The 25,683-nt window shown below is 39.2% G+C and carries 24 protein-coding genes, 2 tRNA genes and 1 pseudogene; 18 read left to right on the top strand and 9 right to left on the bottom strand.

The genetic code is table 11. The features are described 5' to 3' along the window. Positions 1-38 precede the first annotated feature (38 nt). Complete coding sequence (locus BUB71_RS11445) at positions 39-935, top strand: NAD(P)-dependent oxidoreductase (RefSeq protein ID WP_073154976.1); 897 nt, start codon at positions 39-41, stop codon at positions 933-935. Here BUB71_RS11445 and BUB71_RS11440 read toward each other — a convergent pair. Then, positions 911-1,312, bottom strand: coding sequence for a contact-dependent growth inhibition system immunity protein (locus tag BUB71_RS11440; protein WP_073154975.1), 402 nt, complete (start codon positions 1,310-1,312; stop codon positions 911-913). The genes BUB71_RS11445 and BUB71_RS11440 overlap by 25 nt on opposite strands. Positions 1,313-1,601: 289 nt before the next feature. After that, a complete protein-coding gene (locus BUB71_RS11435; protein WP_073154974.1) occupies positions 1,602-2,537 on the bottom strand; it encodes a hypothetical protein in 936 nt (311 codons plus the stop codon). Positions 2,538-2,974: 437 nt separating this feature from the next. On the opposite strand from BUB71_RS11435, the gene BUB71_RS11430 reads away from it, so the two are divergent. The 3 genes from BUB71_RS11430 to BUB71_RS11420 all read left to right on the top strand — a co-directional run bounded on the left by BUB71_RS11430 (position 2,975) and on the right by BUB71_RS11420 (position 4,506). After that, positions 2,975-3,685, top strand: coding sequence for a Bax inhibitor-1/YccA family protein (locus BUB71_RS11430; RefSeq protein WP_175552357.1), 711 nt, complete (start codon positions 2,975-2,977; stop codon positions 3,683-3,685). Positions 3,686-4,335: 650 nt separating this feature from the next. Continuing rightward, positions 4,336-4,410 (top strand) — tRNA-Asn (locus BUB71_RS11425). Between the two features lie 3 nt (positions 4,411-4,413). After that, a tRNA-Ser gene (locus BUB71_RS11420) sits at positions 4,414-4,506 on the top strand. Between the two features lie 77 nt (positions 4,507-4,583). Here BUB71_RS11420 and BUB71_RS19605 read toward each other — a convergent pair. Both BUB71_RS19605 and BUB71_RS11415 read right to left on the bottom strand, forming a co-directional pair. Then, positions 4,584-4,739 (bottom strand): hypothetical protein, encoded by a 156-nt coding sequence (locus BUB71_RS19605; protein WP_175552356.1) that lies wholly within the window; start codon positions 4,737-4,739, stop codon positions 4,584-4,586. Between the two features lies 1 nt (position 4,740). Then, a complete protein-coding gene (locus tag BUB71_RS11415) occupies positions 4,741-5,544 on the bottom strand; it encodes a site-specific integrase (RefSeq protein WP_073154973.1) in 804 nt (267 codons plus the stop codon). Between the two features lie 1,574 nt (positions 5,545-7,118). Here BUB71_RS11415 and BUB71_RS11405 point away from each other — a divergent pair. Both BUB71_RS11405 and BUB71_RS11400 read left to right on the top strand, forming a co-directional pair. Next, the gene (locus BUB71_RS11405; protein ID WP_073154971.1) at positions 7,119-7,559 is read left to right on the top strand and encodes a hypothetical protein; all 441 of its coding nucleotides are present in this window, start codon (positions 7,119-7,121) and stop codon (positions 7,557-7,559) included. After that, positions 7,560-7,967 (top strand): hypothetical protein, encoded by a 408-nt coding sequence (locus BUB71_RS11400; protein WP_073154970.1) that lies wholly within the window; start codon positions 7,560-7,562, stop codon positions 7,965-7,967. Between the two features lie 712 nt (positions 7,968-8,679). Here BUB71_RS11400 and BUB71_RS11390 read toward each other — a convergent pair. Together BUB71_RS11390 and BUB71_RS11385 are read right to left on the bottom strand one after the other, a co-directional pair. Beyond that, positions 8,680-9,264: a site-specific integrase gene (locus tag BUB71_RS11390; protein ID WP_281248201.1), complete on the bottom strand. Its 585-nt coding sequence runs from the start codon at positions 9,262-9,264 to the stop codon at positions 8,680-8,682. Between the two features lie 344 nt (positions 9,265-9,608). Next, positions 9,609-10,499 carry a glycine-rich domain-containing protein gene (locus BUB71_RS11385; RefSeq protein WP_073154967.1) on the bottom strand — a complete coding sequence of 297 codons (891 nt, stop codon included), beginning with the start codon at positions 10,497-10,499 and terminating at the stop codon, positions 9,609-9,611. A gap of 893 nt (positions 10,500-11,392) precedes the next feature. Here BUB71_RS11385 and BUB71_RS11380 point away from each other — a divergent pair. Next, on the top strand, positions 11,393-11,623 hold the full coding sequence (locus BUB71_RS11380) for a 2Fe-2S iron-sulfur cluster-binding protein (protein WP_245815584.1): 231 nt from the start codon (positions 11,393-11,395) through the stop codon (positions 11,621-11,623). A gap of 155 nt (positions 11,624-11,778) precedes the next feature. Here the strand turns inward: BUB71_RS11380 and BUB71_RS11375 are convergent, their stop codons facing one another. Then, a complete protein-coding gene (locus BUB71_RS11375; RefSeq protein ID WP_073154966.1) occupies positions 11,779-12,117 on the bottom strand; it encodes a hypothetical protein in 339 nt (112 codons plus the stop codon). A gap of 1,101 nt (positions 12,118-13,218) precedes the next feature. Between BUB71_RS11375 and BUB71_RS11370 the strand changes: the two genes are divergently transcribed. Together BUB71_RS11370 and BUB71_RS11365 are read left to right on the top strand one after the other, a co-directional pair. Further along, complete coding sequence (locus tag BUB71_RS11370; RefSeq protein ID WP_073154965.1) at positions 13,219-13,692, top strand: MerR family transcriptional regulator; 474 nt, start codon at positions 13,219-13,221, stop codon at positions 13,690-13,692. Next, positions 13,673-14,137, top strand: coding sequence for a hypothetical protein (locus BUB71_RS11365; RefSeq protein WP_175552355.1), 465 nt, complete (start codon positions 13,673-13,675; stop codon positions 14,135-14,137). Before BUB71_RS11370 ends, BUB71_RS11365 begins: the two co-directional genes overlap by 20 nt. 713 nt (positions 14,138-14,850) lie before the next feature. Here the strand turns inward: BUB71_RS11365 and BUB71_RS11360 are convergent. Then, the gene (locus BUB71_RS11360; protein WP_073154964.1) at positions 14,851-16,197 is read right to left on the bottom strand and encodes a tetratricopeptide repeat protein; all 1,347 of its coding nucleotides are present in this window, start codon (positions 16,195-16,197) and stop codon (positions 14,851-14,853) included. Between the two features lie 374 nt (positions 16,198-16,571). Here BUB71_RS11360 and BUB71_RS11355 point away from each other — a divergent pair, with 374 nt between their 5' ends. The 8 genes from BUB71_RS11355 to BUB71_RS11325 all read left to right on the top strand — a co-directional run bounded on the left by BUB71_RS11355 (position 16,572) and on the right by BUB71_RS11325 (position 22,824). Further along, positions 16,572-16,787 (top strand): hypothetical protein, encoded by a 216-nt coding sequence (locus BUB71_RS11355; protein ID WP_073154963.1) that lies wholly within the window; start codon positions 16,572-16,574, stop codon positions 16,785-16,787. 118 nt (positions 16,788-16,905) lie between these two features. Continuing rightward, on the top strand, positions 16,906-17,178 hold the full coding sequence (locus BUB71_RS11350; RefSeq protein WP_073154962.1) for a hypothetical protein: 273 nt from the start codon (positions 16,906-16,908) through the stop codon (positions 17,176-17,178). Positions 17,179-17,238: 60 nt separating this feature from the next. Then, positions 17,239-17,502 (top strand): radical SAM protein, encoded by a 264-nt coding sequence (locus tag BUB71_RS19860; RefSeq protein ID WP_217653552.1) that lies wholly within the window; start codon positions 17,239-17,241, stop codon positions 17,500-17,502. 13 nt (positions 17,503-17,515) lie between these two features. Next, complete coding sequence (locus BUB71_RS19855) at positions 17,516-17,983, top strand: SPASM domain-containing protein (RefSeq protein WP_217653551.1); 468 nt, start codon at positions 17,516-17,518, stop codon at positions 17,981-17,983. Between the two features lie 145 nt (positions 17,984-18,128). Continuing rightward, positions 18,129-18,869, top strand: a complete 741-nt coding sequence (locus tag BUB71_RS11340; protein WP_073154961.1) for an AAA family ATPase — start codon at positions 18,129-18,131, stop codon at positions 18,867-18,869. Continuing rightward, positions 18,862-19,479: a hypothetical protein gene (locus BUB71_RS11335; RefSeq protein ID WP_084731469.1), complete on the top strand. Its 618-nt coding sequence runs from the start codon at positions 18,862-18,864 to the stop codon at positions 19,477-19,479. The genes BUB71_RS11340 and BUB71_RS11335 overlap by 8 nt, the downstream gene beginning before the upstream one ends. Before the next feature lie 798 nt (positions 19,480-20,277). After that, entirely contained in the window at positions 20,278-21,672 is a 1,395-nt protein-coding gene (locus BUB71_RS11330; RefSeq protein WP_073154960.1) for a hypothetical protein, read from the top strand. Positions 21,673-21,783: 111 nt separating this feature from the next. Next, on the top strand, positions 21,784-22,824 hold the full coding sequence (locus BUB71_RS11325) for a PEP-utilizing enzyme (protein WP_073154959.1): 1,041 nt from the start codon (positions 21,784-21,786) through the stop codon (positions 22,822-22,824). A gap of 291 nt (positions 22,825-23,115) precedes the next feature. On the opposite strand, the gene BUB71_RS11320 is transcribed toward BUB71_RS11325, so the two are convergent. Further along, positions 23,116-24,198 (bottom strand): low temperature requirement protein A, encoded by a 1,083-nt coding sequence (locus tag BUB71_RS11320; RefSeq protein ID WP_073154958.1) that lies wholly within the window; start codon positions 24,196-24,198, stop codon positions 23,116-23,118. A gap of 216 nt (positions 24,199-24,414) precedes the next feature. Between BUB71_RS11320 and BUB71_RS11315 the strand changes: the two are divergent. Further along, positions 24,415-24,759, top strand: a pseudogene (locus BUB71_RS11315) (response regulator transcription factor); the annotation flags it as partial. Positions 24,760-25,683: the final 924 nt, after the last annotated feature.

The following is a 25,683-nucleotide window of genomic DNA, read 5'->3' as shown; positions in this document are numbered from 1 at the left end:
TGCCACAAGTTGAATCAATGGATGAAGGAGCGCGGGACATGAGTTTACGAATAGGCTTTATCGGTTTAGGGATTATGGGGTCACATATGGCACGACATATTTATGAAGCTGGTTTCCCTGTGACAGTATGGAATCGAACGGCGAGTAAAATGGAACAGGCGAAGCAGTGGGGTGCTCATACGGCTCATTCTCCTAAAGAAGTGGCTGAGCAGAGCGATCTTGTGATTACAATTGTTGGCGATACCCCTGATGTTCGTGAAGTGGTCACTGGGGAAAATGGGGTGCTTGCAGGTGCAAACCCTGGCATGATCTATATTGACATGAGTACGATTTCCCCAGAAGCGGCAAAAGAGTTAGCAGTAGTGGCAAAGGAACAAGGAGTTGATATGTTAGATGCTCCAGTTACAGGCGGTGATGTTGGAGCGAAAAACGGAACATTATCGATAATGGTTGGTGGGGAAGAAGATGTGTTCCTCAAAGCAAAACCGATTTTAGAGACGATGAGTCGCTCACTCGTACATGTCGGACCTAATGGTGCCGGGCAAACGGTCAAGGCTTGTAATCAAATTCTCTGCGGGGTTCATATTGCAGCCGTAACGGAAGCAATGGCATTTGCAGCAAAAGCCGGGGTTGATCTGGAAAAGATGCTTGCAGTTACCACAAGTGGCTCTGGCAGTTCATGGGCGCTTGAAAATTATGGACCTCGGATACTCAAAGGTGACTTAAATCCTGGATTTTCCATTCGCTTTCAGCAAAAAGATTTGCGGATTGTATTGCAGGAAGCGGAAAAAATGGAACTGCCACTGCTTGTCACTGCTGTTGTGAATCAATTATTACGTTCTCAACAAGCGCATGGGGGAAATGAGCTTGGAACGCAAAGTTTCATTCAGGTGATTGAACAGCTAGCAAATCAATCGATTACCCCAAAATCGTGATTCATTTTTTCAAATTCTTGATAGAATGATCGAATAGTATCTACGACTGCTTGTAGGCGATAGCGGTCGTTTTTTTGTTGTTCCCATACTGAAGCAGGTAAACGAAGCAATGCGAAAAGTAAATCCCCTGGGTAATATCGTCCTTCAATCATAGGATTGGATTCAATCAGCTCAAGGGCTAGAGGAACAAGATATTGTGGAGAAAATTGTTGGGTGAGCATGATCTGTAAATCGCTTGCAGTATACGCTTCTAATGGTCGGTTTCTATATAGTTCTGTGCATTTTTGGACTAATGAAGTGGGGTAGGTTGTAGGAATTTCCCATTTCGTCTTCTCTAATTGTTGAAGAGTAAAACGCCGGTTAAAAGAGGGGGTCATGTAAAACAATCCTTCCTTCATATGTGTATTTTCTTGATTATCGTACAACATATCAAGGGTTCATGTTTATATGAAAATTGAATAAAATTCTTAATGGAGATCAGAAGAAGTGAAAAATTTTGGATAGAAGATGATTTGAGTGAGCCAATATTTCGTGGAGGGGGCATCTGAGAAAAAGTTGAAAACGACTCGAACAAAGTGATGTAAGTTATCATATCTATCTCTCTTGTGCGTGACCCAGAGCTTAAGGACTCTGAGTCACGCATATTTGGAGATTGGCGGAGGAACTTTAGCCCATCAAGGCGATGTCCCGGAATCCACCGAAGATTGTCTGGGTCAAAAGGTGCTTCAGGCTTGAAGGGTCGCTGGACAGACAGTCCAGTTCTTGGCGAACCCTCTCTTGCCAGCCGAGCCACTCTGTTAGTTCACAGCCAGCAAGTTCATCCATGCTGTTCATGAGGATCTGGATGTAGTTGAGAAACCCGACACGGTTGGAAAGTTGCTGTTCCAGCGTTTCCGGTTTTCCTGAGACTGGGATTTCGACGATGCTCACACTATTGTCTCGACGAGCGCCCTCAGTGATGGAATGCGGCGGAGCGACGTCGCAAAGCCGCATGGCGACTCCGAAGAAATCTGTGACCTTGATGTGATCGATCTTCAGCCGCTTACCTTCCTCAGTGTTACCACCGTAGGTTGTGGCAGCGATCAAGAAGGAGATGAACAGTCGTGCTGGCACGGAGAAACCGAGTTCCTTAGCCAGCTTGTCTGCCGCACACATCGAGACGTACTCGGAGGCTACATCCTCTCCCATCCAAGGAAGGAACAGCTTTGTCTTCTGAGGCGCCTGCGATCGGAAGGTGGCACCACAGTGCCCACAATCATGCATGAGCCCAGCGAACAAGAACGCCTGCACCACGATCTCTGGGAACTGGTGTCCAGCCCTTTTCTGCAAGGTGTCGATCAGGTTGATCTGTGCCTCAAAGAAGTTAGAGAAGTGCTCCACATTGTGGTAGGCGTTGTTGAGCCCTCTCACGGTCTTGTGCGCTTCGATGAACGCACGCCGGAGAATGGCCTTAAGTTCCTCTGGAGTAAACGCGTTGAGCTCGTCGTTGTCCAGTTCGTAGGATGCTCTGACCAGGGGGAACCAGCTAGCAAAGTCTTGAAGTGGGATGTGCCTTTCGAAGACACCTAGCTTGGGACCAATTTCGGTGGGGTTCCAGTACAAGGTTTCCTCACGCTTTATTCGATTGTTCGGATGGTTATGTACCTTTTATCAGATAGACTGAACTTCGATCAATCTCTTCTTGATCGATCGCTACACTTATCGAGGGAAAGAGCTTTTTTCTGCTCAACTTCTCGAATAAGTTTGTCCAAATACATCTATAATAGACAATCATATTTTTTGGAATAAGTCAAATAGACACTTTTTTCGGTATATATTTATAAACTCCTATGTTTCCAAGCATAATAGACTGATTGAGATTAGCAAGTTATTTCATTTACTGTGATTTGTCACCATTTTTTCAAAAGTCCTTTTTTGTGCAATTAGATAATGTTAAGGACTGATGAAAAGAATATGAACGAATGCGATGCTTTGCATTTATTATGGGTAAATATGATATATTATATAGTAATTAACATTTTAAGAATCGAGGGATGAAAGTGGACAATTCACGTTATCCTAGATTTGGCATGGGTGGAGAAGCCTTTGCACGTACAAATAATCGCTTGATGAGCCGAGTCTTTTCTTGGATGTTTGTCGGACTGTTGATGACGGCGATTATTGCTTTTGTGCTCAGTATGAACCCAAGAGTACCCGCTTACTTTTCCGCACATCCAATGATTTTTGTGGGAATCGTGATCGCTGAAATCGCTGTCGTCCTCTTCTTATCGGTACGTATACAAAAGATGTCAGCATTTACAGCGACATTTAGCTTCTTTCTTTATGCAGCATTGAACGGAATTACATTTACCTCAGTCTTAGCATTCTTTAAGCTAGGGACTGTTACAACCGCATTTATCATTACAGCAGGAATGTTTGGGATTGCCGCGGTCATTGGTTATGTGACAAAAGTTGATCTAACACGCTTTGGCTTTATTGCTATGATGGCCTTGATTGGGCTTATATTAGCCACACTGGTCAATCTCTTTATACACAGCAGCACATTTACCATGATCATCTCCTATATCGGGGTTATCCTCTTCTCTTTCTTAACGGCCTACGATATCCAACGGATCAAAATGATGAGTGAAGCAGTCGTAGACTCCGAAGAATCAATGGCAAAAATGGCGATTATTGGTGCGCTGACACTCTATCTCGACTTTGTGAACATCTTCTTCTATCTATTACAGATTTTGAATAATGATGACTAAGTCATGCGGATATGGCTCCCGAAATGGGAGCTTTTTTGATCACACGCGATATCATCACTTGTAGGCTCATAGATGATTGAAAGACCAACAGTTTGATTGTCATCTAAACACTGAAAAAGAAAGAATATTTATAGAAAAGTCCAAACTGATGAAAACGCTAGCGAGCGAGTGGAGGGTGAGCAGCATCGCTCTTTCAAATCAATTGTATTTGGATGGCATGCTACATGTTCTACCCCAAGAATACGGTTAAATCCCAACAAGAATTAAACCCATTCCTTTTCAATTTGCTTTTGTATTTGTGCAACATAGCGGAATGGTAAATGCAGCAGTATTTTCCCTTCGGGCAAATAGTAGTCTCCACAGGCATATGCGGAGGAGGCGAGTTTTGCCCGACCGCGTAGGTTTGACAGGATGCGATAGTCATACATCCAAAAGCTTGGTCGGAGCCTTGGAGTGAATCATGGTCACAAGCAGATCCCCTGAAGTTGTCTTCAATCTCAGCAAGTCATATTTGCTGATTCAGTTATACCCATTTACTTGATGCAATTATGAGTGAGCGGTTCCAATTGCATTCCGCGTAAATTTTTTAAACAAAGTCTTGACTTACCACCTTCATTTAGATAAAATAATGATTGTCGCCTATCAATTATTCCTCAGTAGCTCAATGGTAGAGCACCCGGCTGTTAACCGGTAGGTTGTAGGTTCGAGTCCTACCTGGGGAGCCATATGGAGAGATACTCAAGAGGCCGAAGAGGGTGGTTTGCTAAACCGCTAGGGGGAGATACCTCCCCGCGAGGGTTCGAATCCCTCTCTCTCCGCCATAATAGAGATCCGTCAATCACACTGTTTTCGGCCTAGTGATTGGCGGATTTTCCGCTATGTAAATGAAGTGCAAAACTTACTGGGATAAAGGATTTTCATTTGTATCTAACATATGATTTGAAAGAAAGTCGTCCAATTTTTGGGCGGCTTCTTGTTGCATCTTTGGCATCAAATGAGAGTAAGTGTCCATAGTGATTGAGATTGATGAATGTCCTAATCGTTCTGAGATCACTTTAGGATGCTCCACTGTTGTACAATAAACTAGCGTGACAGTGAAGAAGACTGTGGAAATGAACATAAGGGACATCAAGCTGTTTGACAAGTTGGCTAAAATCATACGAGATATTGTTCATATCTAATGGTCGCCCACTTGGTCGTGCAAACACGAGGTCAAGATCAGAATAAGCAACACCCAATTTTTCTTTATCTTTCATCTGTCGTTGTTTGATCTGTTGCAAAAGGTTCATCACTGATTGCGAAATAGCAAGTGTTCTTCGGCTTCCTTTTGTTTTGGTTGTCTCACGGAGTCGGTAGCCGATGTTTTTATGATAATGTAGTGTATATCGAATGCAGATAGTCTGTGTTGTAAAGTTGACATCCTGCCAGCGAAGCCCAAAAATCTCACTTCGCCTCATCCCTGTTTGGATCGCAAAATAGACAATTTCATACATGGTTTGGTTCGTCATATGGTGTAATACCTTATGGATCTGTGATTTGGTTAGCACATTTATGTTTTTTTGTCTTGGTTTTGGAGGCATAACCGATTTTGCTGGGTTTTTCGGAATGAGTTGCCATTTTACCGCAAATTCAAGTGCTTTATGAAGTAAACGGTGATGATGTAGTACACTTCGCGCTGATAAACCACCACTACCATCGTGCCTTCCATGTTGCAATTTACGGGTGTAGTATCGTTGAATGTCTAGGGGTTTTAACTTTTCTAAGGTGATTTTCCCAATGGAACGAGCTACAGGGAAAGTTTGTTCATCTACTCCAGAACTTCGCGAGATGATCGAACTACCGAATGATTGGTGGATCAATCTGCGTCAATCATTCGATCACTGCCCACTCCACGCAAAGAATCAAAGTGACACAAGAAAAAATCTCCCAACCTTTTCGAGACGATTATGGTAAACAAGTTGATTCCCAAGTCTCCCATTGGACAACTGTACATGGCGATTTCCACTGTGGGAATCTCATGGCTCCTCAGCTCTGCATTCTTGACTGGGAGGGATGGGTTTTGCTCCTGCTGGAACCGTGCAGAATACCTATATTGCTTTAGCCTTCTGATACCGGAAATGACAGAAAAGGTATATCAGACGTTCGCTGAGATTCTCGACAATGAGTCGGGTAGGGTTGCAATCCTTAATGCTGCTACACGTACATTTAGAAGGATCAAGCAAGGTGATTTTGTGGAATTGGAGGGGCCGTTGAAAAGTGTAGTGAGAGAGATTGTGGGTTCTGTGTCAATCAGTATTTTGTCAAGTAGGTAGGCTCTGTATATTATAACTTGTATGGGGTTATGGTTTTTATATTGTTATGAGAATAAGGTTTTAAAAATATCAAGATAAGGAATATTTGAGAGCCCATTTGTGTTGTTTGATTATATCGATATTATGTGAGCAGATTTATTGGACTAGTAGTTCACCAGAATTCTGTATAATCAGATGATATTGATATACTTAATGCAGCTAGTAGGCTTGGACCATGTGAGTATAAGGTATTAAGGAGTTTGACAGATACTATTCTAACATTTTGGATGGAGATGCAGTAAATTGGGCAGACTACTTCGAATTTTGAAAGCACAAAGGATTTATAAAAGTAGCCGAAGCTGAAGTAGCAGTTGTTTTAGTTAAATCTGATCATAAACCTTTTAACCACGTAGATATCTCTATACTGCAAAAAATGGACAATTTTATCAGAGAGTTTTATTCAAAATATGATAAACCAATTTAGCTACCCAAGTTGTATTTCACTCAACGAATCTCATAACAATCATTTTTCCTGAACCTTTGCTGATCTAATCAAATACTTCGAATCAAAGGTCTTATTTGGGAAATTTACATATACCTAAACCAACCAAAACATAGCCCATATGTACGGTATATTATAATGGAGCTCAGGATAAGCGGTCGACAAATCACCACAAATACTCCTGTAAATAAATTAAAGAAGGACGACTATATGATTCCTCTAATAGTTGGGTTGTGATTAGAGAAATAACTCACAACTGGAACCTACCCCTATTCAGTTGAGTAGTTGCAAAGTTTTTCGCATGATTTACCAGAGGAAGAGGCAATTTATTGGTTTAGAGATAAAGAGTTATTGGATTCGGAGATTGGGGATTCCTGTTGAGGTATTAGGGCAGTAGATAGAGTTGGCAGGAATTGTTTTAGAGCGAGGTTAAAAACAAACAGGTATGGAGACAGATATAAACGTCTTCTTATATCAGAGAATGAAACGATGGTTAGAACATAAATGTGCATTCCAATTAAATAAAGGAGTTTTGAGGAAGTGATTTTAACATGAGTTCAAATATAACAGAAACAGATACCTCTAATATTAAAGATGATTTTTATGTCTATGAATAAAATATATATTTGGGGTTGTTTAAATGAAAAACTATGAATATCAAGTCTACCTACCAGATACCTTTTTCGAAGAGATTTCCTTTGATCTGTGTGAAATCCTCAATTTGCCAATCGATTTTTCCATTTATGATAACTCTGGTGGTGGGATAGATAAAAGAATCAGAGGTTTTTATATGATTTATGATGGCAGGAATAGAAATAATTTTGTGTTGTGCGATTTTGTTACCCCTGATTACGTCCGCTATATTGTGGTGCGATGTGAAGAAGATAAGCATGATGCAGTTCGAAATTGTCTGGAATACTGGATACGGAATACACTTTGTGAGTATGAATATACTTACCCTACTGAAAATGAGTATATCCCTAAGAATATGATCAATGAGCCTGACAAAGCTCTGAATGAACTACTGGGGAGAACAAGATTAACTTTAGATATACTTTTTGAAAAAAGGAGTATCACTTGAATGACCTATTCTCAGTTTATGATTACTGTACCTATTGATTATCTAACTTGTGTTTTGGGGACAATGCATCGAATCTTCAATATTAAACTCGATGTGTATCTCATCGAAGAATTATATGCTGTTTGTTTAAAAGAAGATTCGAATACATGGATTGTAGCTGAAGGATCAGAAGAACTGGATTGTGATCCTAAAATTATTGTTCAAAGTTCAGAAGTATACAGAGAGCTTATTTTAAATGCAATGGAATTTTGGAATAAGACTCTCAAAAATAATGGTTTTTCTCCTCAATTCCAGATCATTCATGGAGAGAAAGAACAACATAATATGCGTCAGCGACTATTAGATGCCTATCAAAAACAATGGAAAGAGATTGTGATAGCTGAAGAACCATTGGTGCCGAACCGATAAGTCTAAAAGAACTATAAGTTGATAGGTGAAAATCGGAAGAAAAGGAATGATTAAAAGTAGTTTAGAATATTGGGAGAGGTTCATTCGAAAAGAATATAAGTCCCCAGTTATCGTTCAGTGTACAAAGGTATACAGGAATACCATAGAGGCAGCAATGAGATATTGGCATAAGAATTTAATAGCGAATGGGTATTCGTCAATGTATCACAAGCATGTACTAGTTCCAAAGAAAGAAGATTATGAGTTAAGATATCGTCAATTATTGAAACACTATCATAAGAACTGGGATGAAATTGCAAGAAAAGGTGAAAGAGTAATACCAGTAAGGTAACAATTTTTTATCTGTAATGTGTTCAAAGAAAAGTAAACAGAATTTGATAAGTATATTCAACAGAGCCTAATTTAACTGGGGGAATTTTCAATCTTGGTTGCAAACAAAACTGCAAACAAACTCTACAACCTTACATACCTCTACATTACCCAATATCACCAAAATCCTAATACCAACACTTAATATTCCATCACATTCCCCACTGTTATATCTATAAATCTATTTGCTAAACCGCTAGGGGAGATACCTCCCCGCGAGGGTTCGAATCCCTCTCTCTCCGCCAACGCAAAGTTGCCAAGGTGGCAGCTTTTTTAGATATCCGTCAATCACAGTTTCCTAGTGGTTGGCGGATTTTTCGTTTTGCGAACGAAGTGCAAACCTTTAGTGGGATAAAGGATTTTTGTTGGTATCCAACATATGATTAGAAAGGAAGTCGTCCAACTTTTGGGCGGCTTTTTGTTGCATATTGGGTATCAGATGAGAGTAGGCGTTCATTGTAATGGTGATGAAGGAATGTCCCGGTCGTTCGGAGATCACCTTAGGATGTTCCCCTTGTTGAAGTAATAAACTAGCGTGACTGTGCCGAAGATCATGAAACCGGAAATGAGAAAGATCAAGCTGTTTGATCAGAGTAGCAAATTCATTGGTCATGTTGTTCATATCCATCGGTCGACCATCTTCTCTGGCAAATACGAGATCCCAATCATCATACGCGGAACCCCATTGTGACCAATTCTTTGCTTGTTGCTTTTTAATCTTCTTCAGTAACTGAACAACCGAGTGAGCAATTGCGACCGATCTTCGACTGCCCGTTGTCTTCGGTACTTCTCGAATTTGATAACCCTTCTGTTTGTATCGCTGTAGCGTTTGCCGAATGCTCACTATCTGCGTTTCAAAATTGACATCTTGCCAGCGTAGTCCAAAGATTTCCCCTCGCCGCATCCCCGTCTGAATCGCAAATTCAATGATCGGATGAAGCGGCTTTCCTTTGGCATGCTCTAATAAACATTTAGATGGGTGAGATTATCCAAAGAATCAATGAAGGACATCCATTATAAGTGCATTATTTTTTCTGTCCAGATAAGTGTGATGATCTGGGTCAGTGTCAATCATTATCATGTAACACTTTCATACAATGAAATTCTGTATCCTAAAAGAACTGGTTGCTGATCGAGCTTATAGTAGTGTGGCAGGCATTTCATATAAGAAAAATACAAAGAGAAAGCATCGTCCACTGGACCTAGACGATACTTACAAACAACGTTGGAAGATCGAACGTTGTTTTACTGAATCGACTTTTGAAATAGCTTCTAATCTCCACCTCCACCACAGCTTGAGCAGGAACTACAGGATGAGCAAGAACCACTACAGGAGCTACCCGATCCGCAACTTGTACAACTTGATGAACTGTAGCTGCTAACTTTCATGTAACTTGAAAATTCATCATAATGGAAATAGGAAGCAGATAAGAAAGGAACGAGCATGGAGCTATATTTTTCCTCCTTTTTGCTCTTTTCCATTTTTTCTTGTATGACTTTTCTTTCATAGTCTTTTACCTTATTTACAGTTCTCTTCATGGAAGAGATCAGCGAGAAGACAGTAGTAGTGTATTTGGTATCACTTTTAAAATATAAATCTATAAGTTCGTTTTCTGGTAAATTTTTAAACTCATCAATGACAGTTGGATGTACAGGGTGCCTGAAAAACCCCTTATAAAGATGGATATTCTCTTTTCTGATGTGAAAAAGCTCAGCATACACCCAATCAAAATATCCTCGCAAATCAGGATCAGGCAATCCGTTTACATTGGGACTGTGATGAAGAGTGGTTCCTAGATATCTCTTTGAAAAATCAGCATACTCACGGGTGAACATGAGCATCAGATGCCACAGTGCATCGACTTTCTTGCTAAACATTGGAGACTCTTTTAAAAGAGAAGTCAAAATAAAATAACGCTTTAAATCCAGTAGACGCCACTGGTAATCATTTGCTTTTAGCTTAGTTCCTACCCTCTCTTCTACGTTTTCCATATAACTTTTACTAAGGGACTTCTCTACGTCATCACTTAGTTTTTTTAACCCCTTTATTTGTTTTATCTCTAATGACATTGGAGTTAAACCAAATTTAAATGAGTTTTTTTTGCGTAAAAACAAAATAAACCAAATAACAACTGGAAACAGGAATACCATTACCCGCTCCATCGAATCACTCCATTTCCTATTAAAATACATTTAATTTGTATCTATCCACTTTCCATTAGAAGCTATTTCAAAAGTCGGTTCAAGCCTAACAGTGTCGATGGTGTAATTTTTTCAATAAATGAGGGCGCAAGGATTTCGCACGGTGCGACTTTTCAGGTGCTATGAGCAGTGGTTGTGATAGTGAGGATCAGAGCGAGGACTGTTTGAGCAAAGCGGATTCCGGAAGAACGCTGCGTATTGAATACTTCTTTTTTCGTATTTTGGTTGTCGATTCAATTGGTTCGAGATAGGTACTTTTGAAATGACTTCTAATACATACAAAATTCGGTAGTGAAATGGATCAGCTCAGTAGTGTGTAAGCGAAGAATGTTCGCCTTATGGAATCGCTCAGCCATTTCGTGACACTCATTCGGATCAGTTCATCGTTAAAATATGCTAAACTTAAGATAGTCAAATAATTTGCGAGAGTGTGATAAGGATATTCCCGTGAATCCGCTGATTGTACAGGCTCTAGTGATAAGAGCCTTTTTGTTAGACAGTCGTTTAGGTAGACAAGCGAATGGTAAGAAAGGTTGCAGCGTATTTCGACTCATTTCACACGCTAAAATTCAATTGCATAGAAGTCTCATACTAGGTTCGATCATGGTTCAACCTGTTAGATACTTATCAGATAAAACAGATAGGAGATTGTAATGACTGCACATAGCAGAAAAATATAAGATTGAACTAACGAAATATATAACCCATATGTAAAATAACCATTGGGTATTTACTTAGTTTATTAAGTAAAGTACGAATGATCACACTAATTATCCGAGTCTTGTAATGATAGACGATTAAATGGAGCTAAAAAGGCTTGTGAAAATGGTGATTGTGGATCCTGTACAGTGCTTATGAATGGGAAACCAATCCACTCTTGTCATTCTTTAGCGGTAGAGCTAACTGAAAAACCAATTATCACTATTGAAGGGCTGAATGATACAACGGTTCGAAATGAATTTATAGATAAATTGGCGATTCAGTGTGGTTATTGTACACCTGGTTTTATACTAAACTGTCATGCTCTGATCAATGAACAATCACAAGCAACAGTTGATACCATTAAAGATTGGATGCCGATCTAATCTTTGCCGATGCACCGGTTATCAAGAAATAAGGGATGCTATACAATCTTTATTGAAGGCAAAGTAGCGAGTTAGCGTTTCGAATCCATGACAATCTGCTGGATTACATCATGACGCAATGTCCATGTTAGGATAGTATTTTTGAAAAATAACCTCTATCCTTTTTTAAAGCTGTTATTACCACTGGTAAGCGATTGAATCAGACTTAGTGTTTGCGAAGCTTGTTCGCTTTGTTGTTGGACTTGCTCCAGTTGTTGTTGTTGAGCAGATGCATTGTGTGTTACGGCGATCCCTTGTAATTGATTTAGTTGTTGTATGGATTGTTGAAGTTGTTGCTGAGTCTGCATGAGTGATGGAGAACTCGAATTCAGATTGCTTGTCTCCAACGTTTGTAAAGCTTGTTGTAATGCCTGTAAGGTCTGTTTTTTTTGTTGTAGAAATTGCTGTTCGAGAATTGGTTGATTTTGTTGTAACTCAGTCTGCTTCTGCTCCATTTCCTGCTGAAAACTTTGTATTTCATTTGTGTTTATGTGCTTTACTACTCGAATTTGCTATGATCAATAGTATGATAAAAACTCGATATTCTATTCCTCCAAAATACTTAACAGAACAGGACAGAATAAATAAAGTGTACTGAATCAAAACCAATAAATAATAAGAGGATGGCATTGTTAGTAAAACAAGCTGAAAAAATAAATGATGAACTTTAACAGCGTTAATGATAATAAACTGAATATTGTTTATAATCGAGCGTTCGTGCTCACTAGTAATGGTCAGACTAATGGAAAATGAAAAAGCCAACCAGGCCGTCCGCGTAGCTGGAAGCTACAGTGCCGGACTCGTTGGCTCAGTGGATTAGGCTCCATCCACGATTGCCTTCTTCTTGCGCAGTACGGAACCACGCATGGCGTAGGGGCTGATCATCATGATGATGAAGCCGATGATGAGAGCGGAGACGTCGCCGATGTCGAGGTTACCGGAGTACCCCTTGGCGATGTTTCCACACGGTAGATCGTCACCTGACTCACCTTGTATCCAATACACAGCAGAGTAGAGATGGCGTGAGCAGGGATTGTGAGCTTCAGAGCAAGAGGCTGGCGGCATTCAAGAACCGATTACCGTTGGTCCTGTTCATCAACTACAAGGAGCAGAGCGTGACATCATTCTGTTTTCCCCTGTTGTCACTTCCAGAGAATGAGAGGTATTTTATGATCAGAGTGTAAATATGTTAAATGTAGCTGTTTCCAGAGCACGAGATCATTTTTTTGTCTTTACAGATTGGAAGTATTTTGGCACTATTCCTCAAAAAAATTGCCTACTCCGAAGAAAGCAAACCGACTGTGCGGACAGCCCATTATTGGAACGTATAGCAAACAAACTCCATTCCCCACCATTCCATCCCACTACCCTATAACACTCACTAACCAATATCCCATCTCTTCATCATTACATTAATACCTATATTTAGTCAATTTTTACTTTTTATAATTAATCAAGAAATCAGTTGAGACGTGATAATGCATACCCGGGCTTTTTTGCGAAAAAAGCGAAAAACAACTTGACATTGGAGTTAACTCCAATGATATTTTGAATTCATGGAAAAACTTTATTCTATACAAGAGGTTTCTCAGATACTGGGGATGTCGAAGGATACACTTCGATATTATGACCGAATAGGGATCGTCTCGCCGTCTCGGGAAGACAATCGGTACAGGAGATATTCGAAGGACGACCTCATTGACTTGATGAATATCCAGATCATGCAGTATGCGGACTTTTCTCTGAACGAAATTAGAGGGAAGTTTAATTTCCGCAAGATGGAAAATATCGACCCCACATACTGCGTAGAGATTGCCACGTTCCTCGATGCCAAGAATGCAGAAACTCGAAAAAAGATTGCCCATTTGGAAAAGGTCAGTTTGCTGCTCGATGTCGCAGCCGAAACGCTAAGGAATTTTAATAGCAAAAGTGACCAATGTCTGTCAAAGATCGTCCGTGAGATTTATAAGGATATCCGAAAAAAGGAACCAGTAACTCCTCAGGAAGGTTGTGGTGAACATCAAGATTAGGAATTTTTATTATCTGATTGCTGGTGTCCTTGCAATATTGTTTGCCGTCACACACGCATGGAACGGACAATCCGTTGTGCTACCGAAGCTCGACATTCAGGCGATATCCGTGGATATCCGGACAATATTCACTTATGTCTGGCACATCATCACGGCGGAAAATCTGGTCTTCGGCATCACCTTCATTTTCATGTCATTACGAACTGAGCGATCAAAAATCCAGTTTGTCGCATGGTTGATCGTGGCGGTCCTGATCGTCAGACTGATGGTTATTATTAGTGTAACGGCATTGCTTGACATGTCTGGGCTTACGGATACACTTGTAGATTCGATTGCCATTGTAATCTATATCGTCCTTATCATACTGGGTACAAGAATGAAGAATAGAAATACAATGGTTAGCAACCACATTAACAAAGTGTCCGAGCCTTCTAAAGATGGATAATTGCAAACAAAACTGCAAACGAACTCTATAGCCTAACATTCCATCATACAATCCAATATCACATAAACCCTAATCCCACCAACCAATATTTCATCTCATTCATCACCACTACACCCATATCCACATTTGCTAAACCGCTAGGGGTAGATACCTCCCCGCGAGGGTTCGAATCCCTCTCTCTCCGCCAACGCGAAGTTGCCAAGATGGCAGCTTTTTTAGATATCCGTCAATCACAGTTTCCTAGTGGTTGGCGGATTTTTCGTTTTGCGAACGAAGTGCAAACCTTTAGTGAGATAAAGGATTTTCATCTGTATCCATCATGTTACTTAATAGGAAGTTGTTCAACTATTGGGCGGCTTCTTGTTGCATGTTAGGCAATCGCTGATCTAGTGAGAGTTATTTCGCTGTTATATAATATAAATAGAGACTGTATTTACTAAGAAAATACATTGAATCCCTCCCTGATTTTCCCGCAATATGGAATTCGCTGTTTCCCTTATTGAACAAGGGGTTGCTGTTTTTACATTGTTTATATGGAAAAGAGGTATGAAATAAAATATCTTTAAACGCCCCAGGTACAGAATCAGGAAAACGCCTGAAAATGGGTTCAGGCGTTTTTAAGGATCTCGTTACTCGTTTGGATCATCGTTCAAATAGAGAAGGCTCATCTTTCATTTACCTCCATTAGAAATAAGAGTTATTCATTAGGGTCATCACCAATGAGGGATTGTTGGTATATCATTTAAACTCCTCTTTCCATATCCTGGTTGTTTTTGAAGTAAGTAAAGTTCTTTGTTTCGCATAGTGAATTCAATTTCGTCTCCTAGATTGAGCAAGCAATCTAAAGAATGGAATAATGCGAAGTAATGGATGTGAAGTAAATTGTGTTCTTTGGCAGTACGAATGACCTCATTATAATATTTAAGTGCTTCCTCATATTTATTTTGGGAACGGTAGTTATCTCCGTAAGCTATTAATACCCTACTCATACGGTAAATGTCAATCTGATGATGATTGCAAATATTTAATGCAGAATCCAAAGCTGTTTTACACTTTTTCCATAATTGGCGGATCGAATAGAGGCTTGCTAAGTTTAAAAGTGCATCAACTTGCTTATTGGGAAATCCATCTTCTGGATAACTTAGCACATGTTCAAAACAACTTTTTGCTTCTTCCCAATTATCTATCTCGGTAAAAACCTTTCCAAGTATGTTTAAGAGATCAAAAAAACGATTTAATTCTTTGTTGTTCCGAGCAATTTTGATTCCTTCTTTAGCAAATTGGATCGCTTCCTCGTATCTTTTAGTTTGAAGAAGTAGCGAGACTTTTGATTTATAAAAGCTTAATTTTACTTGAGTTTTATCTATTGAATGTATATCAGGCCAGATTTTGTTTATTAATTCAAAAGCTTGAACCAGATTTCCTAAACGCTCAAGATACAGAATCTGATTTCTTTTTAGGGTATAGTAGATGTCTTTTGTCTTATTACTCTGATCACAGTGGGATAAACCGGTTATTACATATTCAAGTGCTAACGAAATTTCATCAAGATAGAAGGCACAAACACTTAAACTATTGTAGGTAGTTGGAATAAATTCGAGATCGATGGAGTAGTTATTTTTGTTATATATTTTAATTGCTTCATTGTATATTCTTATGGCTTCTTTCCAATTCTGCTGATGTCTTAAATTTCTAGCTTTAAGGTATACATAATAAGAATAGTAAGGGTGGTATTTGGGCAAGTTTATATCTTGTAGTTTTTGCTGTGCCGTTGCTATATTTCCTGATTCAAACATCATAAAAATCAGTTCTAGAGAAAATTGAACCTGTTCAATTTCTTTTTTTATTTCTTCAAGTTGGTTAGGGACCTGATTTTTTTCGATTCCCAAGTTCTCTAGATAATCATAAACTTTTTTTGGCGAAACTGTTTTTTCTTGTGTTTCTATATGTGATGCTGTTCCAGGCGAAATACTAAAGGCAACATCTTTTATTGTTTTCCCAGCAGTGATGCGTGTTTTTCTTGCTAAATAACTCACCAAATTTGTGTCGAAGGTTTCCAAGAGTAAAGCCTCCTCTCTATTCGCCATTATATTGTGATATATCAACCGGTTCAATATATAGTTTGAATAATTTGTTATTAAGCTAATGCTTTGAATGATATATCTTGATCATGTAGGTTTATCAACGGAAATTCAAAAGGGTGAGTGAATGATTGGAATCATGGAAATTATATGTGTTTGGGGCTATTATAATATTAGTAGAAAAAATCAAATCAGCAAGGAAGGTGGTATAAGATATTCAAAAAATGAAAATTTATTTTTTGAAATCGTACTGAGGTGAAATCTTCGTAACTTTAACTCTTTAAGAATGCCCAAATTTAAATTAATTCCTATAACTGCTCTGTTGATTTCACCGTGTGCTGGGAAGATCAGAGGTGAAGAAATTGAAGTCAATCACTCTTAGGATAACAGGAGATCAAGAACGTATTGCTTTTCAATGTTTGCACTTACGTAAGGAATCATTGGAAGTAAAGCTAAAAGAAAAAAGCGCTGCTCATCAATCGATGATTCGGTATGAAATTAAGTTAATCAACCAACTTCTTATTCAATTAATGGGATCAGAAGCTCAATATGATCCCATGTTGTTATAAAAAAATTTTCATACGTTGATGCTGGTTTGGAGAGAAACCAGGCAGTTACCTTTTAAAACAATGTTTAGTGTTAGGGGAGGGTAAGAGATTATTTTCAAGAGGAAGAGGGTTCCCATTTATGTTGAGCTTATCAAAATGGTATCGGGAAGTTTTTACTAATCAAAGGAAACAAGCGGGGTTACAGGATAATCTACCATCAACAATGATCCATTACACACCAAACGCACACGTTATAGATCCTGATTGGAAAAACAGTTTTTACCGATTACAAACTGGTAATCTGGATGCAGTTATTTCATCAAGTAAAACGGGGAAACAGTTGCAAGTAACTTATGATCCTTACTCAGACTTATTTGTGTTTACTATCAACGGCAAATTACTTAGTAAGTAACACGGTGTTTAAACAGTTTCGATTGCTGTGTTTTGATGATCAGACATTAGGAGGATGAGAATGGATACCATAGTGCAATCTCAATCACTTCGATTTCTCTGGCTAGAGATTACGGGGCGTTGTCAATTAGAATGTGTTCATTGCTATGCAGAGAGTGGTCCAAATGGTACACATGGAAGTATGAGTGTAAATGATTGGAAACGAGTAATTGAGGATGCTGCTTCTCTTGGGGTTTCAACGGTGCAGTTTATTGGGGGTGAGCCAACACTTCATCCTGAGTTTATATCTTTGTTAGAAACTGCAACAAAGACATCTGGATGTTGAAGTATTTACGAATTTGGCTCGTATTAGCCCCTCACTATGGGAACGATTTAGCGAATTACAGGTATCCCTAGCGACTAGTTTTTATTCGACTGACGAGAAAGAGCACGCAGCAATCACGAATCGAAGTAGTTTTCATGCAACTAAAAGTAACATCGTTGAAGCGGTTCAACGTAGAATCCCCCTAAGAGTCGGAATTATTGGCATACATGATCAGCAGAAAGTTGACAAGGCTCGGCAGATGTTGATTAACTTAGGAGTAGAAGAACAACATATTGGATACGATGACTTACGACAAGTTGGCAGAGGTGTTCGAGATCGTCAGCCCGATTATGACCAGTTGTGTGGGAATTGCGCAGATGGGGTCTTGGCAGTATCACCAACAGGTGATGTTTGGCCTTGTGTGTTTACACGTTGGATGCCTGTAGGTAATGTGTTCTCTCAATCGCTTCCACAACTTGTAAAAAACAAGGTTCTTGAGTAGACGAGAAATGAATTCAAAAGGCATTTCAATCAAGTGATTGGCCCTGTGAATCTAAATGTTAACCGAGATGTTCGCCTTCATGTAATCCATGTGCACCTAGTAATCGTTGCTGACCCTATTATGATGAGTAAGTAGGTGTAGAGATTTGATTTTGCAAGAGATATCTTGTTCGATAAAAGAAACTAAGAAGAATCAATGGTTATTTCAAATTCCTGCTGTCAATCAATTAATTAAAGAAGGGCTTCGTTTTCAGAAGCCCATTACTTTTTTTGTTGGTGAAAATGGCTCAGGTAAGTCCACCATAGTCGAAGCTGTTGCAGAGTCCTATGGTTTGGATGCACATGGTGGTCGAGGTGGACGAAAATATGTAAATGATCGACCCAAAACACCGCTTGGAGCATGCTTAAAGTTAAAAGGAATTCATCTTTCACATTATCTAAAGCATCGAAAAGGTTACTTTTTACGTGCTGAAACAGCGTTTGGGTATATGTCATTTGTATCGGGTATGCCTGGATATTGGAAAGAGAATATTCAGGAGATGAGTCATGGAGAAGGATTTCTAACTGTGCTTGAAACAATGTTTCATGAACCAGGGCTCTATTTGCTCGATGAACCAGAAGCGGCACTATCCTTTCAGTCCTGTTTACGTCTAATAACCTTATTTCAACAAATCATCAAATCAGGTGGACAGGTGATCTGTGCCACCCATTCTCCCCTCTTAACTGCCTTCCCAAATGCCGATATATTTGAATTGAACGATGGAGGAGTAAACAAAGTAACTTGGCAAGACTTAGCTCTGGTTGACCATTGGCGACGCTTTTTAGATAACCCTTCTACATATTTTACCCATCTACTTTCTACTGCTGAGGAGGATGGGCATGACTAATCATCAGGCATTTATGCTCAAGCAGTTAACAAAAGCAGCAGTACACTTTGATGTTTCTCTAAAAGGAAAGCTTGTCTATGGGTGGCGTGATCGTACCATTGGATCTGAGGTGTGGAAAAGCAGACAAGCCTATTGGTTACGACTCGTCTCGGAAAGTATCCATTGGGTGAATAAAGAATGGTGGGAGAGTAATATTACAGCCGATGCGATCCAAGGAATACCGAAACCGCGGGTACTCGAGCTCTACCGATGGCGGGAAGACGATATTTGCTATCAAGCAGAACTGATGGAACGAGCTACAGGAAAAGTTTGTTCATCTACTCCAGAACTGCGTGAGATGATCGAACTACCGAATGATTGGTGGATCAATCTGCGTCAATCACTCGATCATATCGCTGCCCACTCCACGCAAAGAATCAAAGTGACACAAGAAAAAATCTCCCAACGTTTTCGAGACTATTATGGTAACCGAGTTGATTCCCAAGTCACCCATTGGACAACCGCACATGGCGATTTCCACTGGGGGAATCTCATGGCTCCTCAGCTCTGCATTCTTGATTGGGAGGGATGGGGTATTGCTCCTGGATGTAGCATACCTGTATTGTTTTAGCCTTCTCGTCCCCGAAATGGCAGAGAAAGTTTATCAGACTTTCGCTGAGATTCTCGACAATGAGTCGGGTAGAGTTGCAATCCTTTATGCTGCTACACGTATATTTAGAAGGATCAAGCAAGGTGATTTTGTGGAATTGGAGAGACCGTTGAAAAGGGTAGGGAGAGAGATTGTGGATCTATAGAGGGATAATTTGGTTTTTTTAATGGATTAAGAGAAACAGAAACTGAGAGAACTGTGAAAGCAATGAATCCAGGATATCAGTCAAGCGGATTAAACGGGTCAAAGTGGTGTTAGAATCATGGGACTCCATAGCACCAACTCTCATATTGGAAAAGAAAAAACGAAGCAGAGTTTTTACTCTAAGTGTTAGTCTAAATTGTAGACACAGAAATAAAGACATGTAAAAATAAAACCAATGTATACGAGGTGTCCAGTCTACTTCATTGCGATCATAAATTTTAGTAAACCAACCAAAATAATTTAACCCAAAATACTTAGCAGCCAACTCTCAGACATCTAGACCCAGGTACCCACTGCCAGCGATCACAAGTCTTTATCTGCGTATCCTTTTATACCTTTCTTTTCCATTTTCGATGAATGCCTGGTTGTATTTGGAAGATGATACTGTGTTCGAATAAACAAAGCTCTATTTTAAAAGTAAATATACATTTATATCACGGAGATGAAACAATTCGCAAAAATAAAAATTCCTTAATGGTAAAATAAAATCAATCAACTAACCAGTGAATCGTATGTACTGAACTTCACACGTAATAGAAAAGGTGGGAAGTGAGAATGTCTACTAGTTCAGACCATATTGTTGCTTTAGGATATTATTATGCTGCCGCAATTCCACCAAAAGAACTGCGAGATAAACTACGAGACTATTTAGAGGAGCGAATCGAAACATTAAATAGTGCTTCATATTGGGATTCCTCTTGGGTCCAAAAAGAACAAGAGGAATTTACTAACTTTATCGAGGCTAAAAAATATGCTAATGTAGTATCTTCACTTTCTGAAGGCCAGTCCCAGCCGACTTTGGAAGCGATAAATGATTCAAAACAGATCTATCATTTATTACAAAAAGTACACGCCTCATTACTGACGCAGATGTCAAATTCTGAAAATGAAAACTTGTTACCTCGATTATTTGCTATCGTTCAAATCTATTTGGGCCTAGGAAATAAGATTGCATCACAATATGGTCAATATCTAAAAACAGAATTAAGAGAAGCACATGATTCTGAGCCATTTATAGCCATAGCTAAAATCCTAGGTGGTGCAGCACCAACCGAGAAAGATCGAAAGCTCATCACAACTTACTATCAAGAAATCATTGATCAAATTCAAGATTTTAAAAAAAATGATGTGCCTATCGAGAACTGGGAAAGATTAATGAACAATTTGAAATTCGATAGTCAAGTTGCCTTCCAATTAAAAGTGCTTTCCGAATCTAAAGTCACTCCAGAGAAAATGACCGATGTTGAAGTAGCAGCAAATCAACAATTGATTGATTTTCTAGAAGAAGTACAAAAAGAATTATATCAATTATATGATGATCTTCCAGATATCCCATTTAAGAGATATACTGGTATGTTATGGCATCTTATTCCCGAAACTACAAAGGAAATCGAGAGACAAATCAATGTTTTTCATAAATGCCCAGCCTTTTTAGCCAATCCAGATAAAGACGAGCAAGGATTAAGGATACTCACACTTGGAAAAATGATTGCTGGTCACAATGTGAGTGATGCCGAATATAACCAAGGTATTGAGTTTTTAGCTACTAAAAAGAATCAATTGATTGTATTGGCTTCCCAACAGAATACGGAAGGTTGCCAACAGTTTAAGGATGAAAGTAAAAAAACAGCTCATTTTATCCGTGTACTTTCCTCCTTGATTGGCGAAGAGAAATGGACCATAACAAATGCAGAACAAGAAGAAAAGGCCTTAATGCGGGCCAAACAAGCCCATGCAGTCAATATATATTCTTTTCCTAAAGAAACGGAAGATGCAGCACAAAAATATTTTCCAGAATGGCACTTTATTACTAATCATATTGCAAATGCTTATTATAAACGAATTAAAACCTATAATGAGTATGAAAGCAATGCTTTGTTGTGGACTGCTGGACTCGATTTCTCTGGGTTTGAACCTTTTAAAATAGAGGAGCGAGAGAAAGACCAATAAATTGTTTGTCTTTCAGGATTTCGAGAAGTATCTAAAAAGGATGGTGGCTCCCCGCGAGGATTCGAATCCCTCTTACTCAACAAATCACTTTCCGGAAATATAATAAGTGAAATGGGACTGGAAATAGGTGATTTAGCCGATATTGTTCGGAAATATCCAGAAGTCTATGTATATCTGGAAACAGCAAAGAATGAAACCTTTTTCGAAGGTCTACAAAGTGTTCATGGTGGAGAAGAGTTTGCGAAGGCTTTCCAATCCTTTCTCAAACGATTTGGTATTCGTTGCCCTGGAGAGATTGATATTACCCAACCGCGTTGGGCAGAAAAACCAACCTTGTTGATATCGGCAATATTAAGTCATATTCGTAGTGTTGAAGAAGGTGAGCATCGCCAAAATTTTGCCGAAGGTGTAGTCGAATCACAACAATTTGCAGAAGAACTTATCGCAAAGGTACGAAAAACTCCTTTTGGATCGATGAAAGCGAAAATCGCCTCTCGATTGATCTATGCTTTTCGAAACTTAATGGGGATGCGCGAACATCCGAAATATTCCTTGATTCAACATATCACACTATATAGAAAGCACATTTTGCAAGAAGCAGAGAGATTAGTGAAACAAGACATTCTTGTGGAAGCAGAAGATATTTATTACTTCCCTGAACTCAAAGATCTCCTGCAAGGGAAAATAACTTCAGTACAAGATTTAGTTCAGCAACGCAAAGATCAATTTGCACTCGATGAAAAACGAACATCACCTCGGGTGATGACCAGTGAGGGGGAAATCGTGGAGACAGCTGCCGAAAATGCATTAGCCCCTGAGGGAGCGCTAATCGGAACGCCTGTGTCCAGTGGACAAATAGAAGGATATGCAAGAGTTGTTCTGAAGCCAGAAGAAGCCGAGCTGCACGAAGGGGAAATCCTCATTGCACCATTTACAGATCCAGGTTGGACGCCTCTGTTCCAATCTGCTAGAGGCTTGGTCATGGAGGTCGGTGGTATGATGACACACGGTGCTGTGGTAGCTAGAGAGTATGGCATTCCTGCAGTTGTTGGTATTGATCAAGCGACTACAAAAATTCGTGATGGGCAATATATTCGCGTCGATGGTACCAATGGATTTGTAGAGATTATTGAGGCTGAGAAGTATGAATAAATCCAACTACCTCCCTTTTACAGGTATTTTAGTGGCAACCTTTGTCAATATGCTCATGCAGACATTAGTGGCAGTCATTCTCCCCAAATCGTTCAAGCTGTTGTAGGTGGATTTGTTCAACTATGCCATAATAGCGGTGGGACGATCGGCATTCCATCTTCACAACCATCCTATCTTTTGGGATGAAAGAGTATGTCAATAGCCTTTTGATTATCATTATTTTATTAATGATCTACTCATCTAATTTCTTAAAATAGGATAGTGTATGGATCGCCAAAAGATCATTTATGTTTAAGTTACTTTTTTAAACACTAAAAAAAAGATGCTAAGCTGTACAAACATCAGAATGGGAGGAACAACCAAAATGAAGTTGAAGATAAAAAGTACAGTTAATAAACCAATTAATAGAGCCAAGTGCGGAAACTGTATTCGATGTTTTTCGAGTCGATATTTATGAAATACCCATGTCGTTGAAATAACATAAAGGAATACTGTGGAGAAAGTTAATACCAATAAAAATCGATAATCCAGTTTGTATAATGAGGATAGTTGTATCAATGCTGCGATGACACTCAAGGATAAGCAAATAAATAAATGACCATAAATAATAGATTGACCAGTTGATGCTAATTTTTTGTCGAGCTTTTCTTCTAGGTTATCATAATATTGCCACCACATTATGATTACTATTACATAGGATACAAAAGCAAAAGCAATTGTTCTCCAATTTGGATTTTCTAAATTAAGAACTACTATTAAGCTGACGATGGATTCTCCGAATAAGATAATCGTAAACAAACCAAATCGTTCAAGCAAATGCTCTATGTGAGCAGGTACTTTTTTTAAATATTTACGACCGATCACAGGAATTAATACATCAATAAAAATCCCTGCATACAAAATCAAATATCTCATCCAGGAATCAAAAAATAATGAACATAAGGAGATAAAAATACCGATTAAAAAGCCGTAACCCAAATACGTTGCTGCTTGTTTACGTACTCCCTTTTCCCAATGGCGAATCCAGAAATACTGTAAAGATGTTAAAAAACGGATTCCAACGTATCCAATTAGAAATGTAAGATAATACTTATCAAAATCAACATGTAGACTTGCTGTCATCAATAACACAAAGAACATTTGTATAATCATAAACAATCGTTGCTTTGCAGTATCTACTCCAAATCGGTTCATAAACAGAGATTGCCCCACCCATGCCCACCATATAGGGACAAACATTAACACGAATTTCAACAAGTATTCGAATGGAATGACTTCATTATTTACTTTCAGTAATACATGGGTCGCTTTTGCGATCGCTGCTACAAAAATTAAATCGAAGAAAAGTTCCAGCCATGTCACTTTTTTAGCCATCCAATTCACCTCCGATCAATATTGAATGGATTCACAAACATGGTAACATATTCTTTTAAAATCAGCATAAACAAATGAATTATAATTAAACCCTTAGATGAACGATATCAAATAATCAGAAGAGAGAAGGTGAAAATGGATGAAACACATTTTAATTGTAGAGGATGACGCAATAATCGTATCGGGGCTTGTATACGCATTTGACAAGAGGGATATACTGTTGTCCACAGTAAGAACGTCCGTGATGCTGTGAGTGCGGTGGCGAATGGTAAATTCGATCTTGCGATACTTGATATGCAACTGCCGGATGGAACTGGCTTCGAGGTTCGAGAAAAACTTAGATGTACAGAAACTGCCGTTATCTTTCTGACCGTTATTGACGATGAAGGTGATATTATTCGTGCGTTTGAGGACGGTGCGGATGATTATATTACGAAACCGTTTCGATTGCGAGAATTGCTTGCCAGAGTCAAACGCACTTTGAACACGCACAGCGACGAGAGGCGTTCATCTATTTTAATGCTTAGCGATGTTGTTACCACACCTCTCTATCACCTGTAGAATTGGATTTCGAGATACCGTGGATTCCGATCGTTCAATGTACGCCTGGTGTAATTGCCATAACATGGGTTACAATGCGGTATTCAATGTCGCGGTTTCGCGGCAGTAATATCGTTGAAACGATACGCTCGGAACACTGGATCGAGCTGGAAAACTTCAGGCATTTTTATGGTAGCGAGATGTTATGACTAAATTGTCATTGGAATAAAATATGATCAGGGAAGGGAGACGTGCCTCTCTGGATAATATCAAAATATTAAGTTAAATAAAACGGTGTGACTGTGCAGATTTCACAGTCACCTGAGGGAAGCAATTACCCTCGCGGGCGTTTCCGCTGATGTTTCTTTTTTATGCGTTAGCCAGCATGAATGGCGCATGCGGGCTTCGTAACTCCATCAATAATAACAATGAAGTTCGCTGGGGATTTCCCACAGACCGCACATTTTGATCTCGTTCCACTTTTGCTTTTTGTCATACTGATTCCTTTGGTCAGACAACTTTACAGTGTCAGTGGCATCATTTTAGATCCCCATGAACCTCCAGCTTTCTGGGGTATGTACATAAACTTCTCTGTTATATTAACAAACTGTTGGTATTATTTCTATTTATTTGGTTAAATGAGGTGTGCCTTTTTTTATTCGTTTTGACAAGAAAGAGCACGAAAGCAATCACGAATCGAAGAAGTTTTCGTGTAACAAAGAATGGGATTGTTGAAGCAGTTCGACGTAAAATTGAAATAATAGTCGTAAAAGTGGGGATATATTATCTCCAACAAGTTGATAAGGCTCGCCAGATGTATAGGATATGATGATTTGCGGTAGGTTGGCAGAGGTGTTCGAGATCGTCAGTCCGATTATGAATTGGCCATTTATCATAGACGATTTGGATCATTCTATAAGAGGTTGTTGCATATAAAACCCAAGT

Origin of the sequence: Seinonella peptonophila, from assembly GCF_900129355.1 — a bacterium.
GTDB classification, from domain to species: domain Bacteria; phylum Bacillota; class Bacilli; order Thermoactinomycetales; family Thermoactinomycetaceae; genus Seinonella; species Seinonella peptonophila.
Note: the sequence above shows the minus strand (reverse complement) of the source record. Positions and strands in the feature narration are given on the sequence as shown.

Bases quoted from the DNA above. Each gene is read 5' to 3' on its own strand.
- BUB71_RS11405 (WP_073154971.1), top strand. From the start codon at position 7,119: ATGAAAAACTATGAATATCAAGTCTACCTACCAGATACCTTTTTCGAA.
- BUB71_RS11350 (WP_073154962.1), top strand. From the start codon at position 16,906: ATGTTGAGCTTATCAAAATGGTATCGGGAAGTTTTTACTAATCAAAGG.
- BUB71_RS11375 (WP_073154966.1), bottom strand. From the start codon at position 12,117: ATGGAGCAGAAGCAGACTGAGTTACAACAAAATCAACCAATTCTCGAA.
- BUB71_RS11325 (WP_073154959.1), top strand. From the start codon at position 21,784: ATGGGACTGGAAATAGGTGATTTAGCCGATATTGTTCGGAAATATCCA.
- BUB71_RS11320 (WP_073154958.1), bottom strand. From the start codon at position 24,198: ATGGCTAAAAAAGTGACATGGCTGGAACTTTTCTTCGATTTAATTTTT.
- BUB71_RS11335 (WP_084731469.1), top strand. From the start codon at position 18,862: ATGACTAATCATCAGGCATTTATGCTCAAGCAGTTAACAAAAGCAGCA.
- BUB71_RS11445 (WP_073154976.1), top strand. From the start codon at position 39: ATGAGTTTACGAATAGGCTTTATCGGTTTAGGGATTATGGGGTCACAT.
- BUB71_RS11440 (WP_073154975.1), bottom strand. From the start codon at position 1,312: ATGACCCCCTCTTTTAACCGGCGTTTTACTCTTCAACAATTAGAGAAG.
- BUB71_RS19860 (WP_217653552.1), top strand. From the start codon at position 17,239: ATGGATACCATAGTGCAATCTCAATCACTTCGATTTCTCTGGCTAGAG.
- BUB71_RS11370 (WP_073154965.1), top strand. From the start codon at position 13,219: ATGGAAAAACTTTATTCTATACAAGAGGTTTCTCAGATACTGGGGATG.
- BUB71_RS11380 (WP_245815584.1), top strand. From the start codon at position 11,393: ATGAATGGGAAACCAATCCACTCTTGTCATTCTTTAGCGGTAGAGCTA.
- BUB71_RS11385 (WP_073154967.1), bottom strand. From the start codon at position 10,499: ATGGAGCGGGTAATGGTATTCCTGTTTCCAGTTGTTATTTGGTTTATT.
- BUB71_RS11400 (WP_073154970.1), top strand. From the start codon at position 7,560: ATGACCTATTCTCAGTTTATGATTACTGTACCTATTGATTATCTAACT.
- BUB71_RS11330 (WP_073154960.1), top strand. From the start codon at position 20,278: ATGTCTACTAGTTCAGACCATATTGTTGCTTTAGGATATTATTATGCT.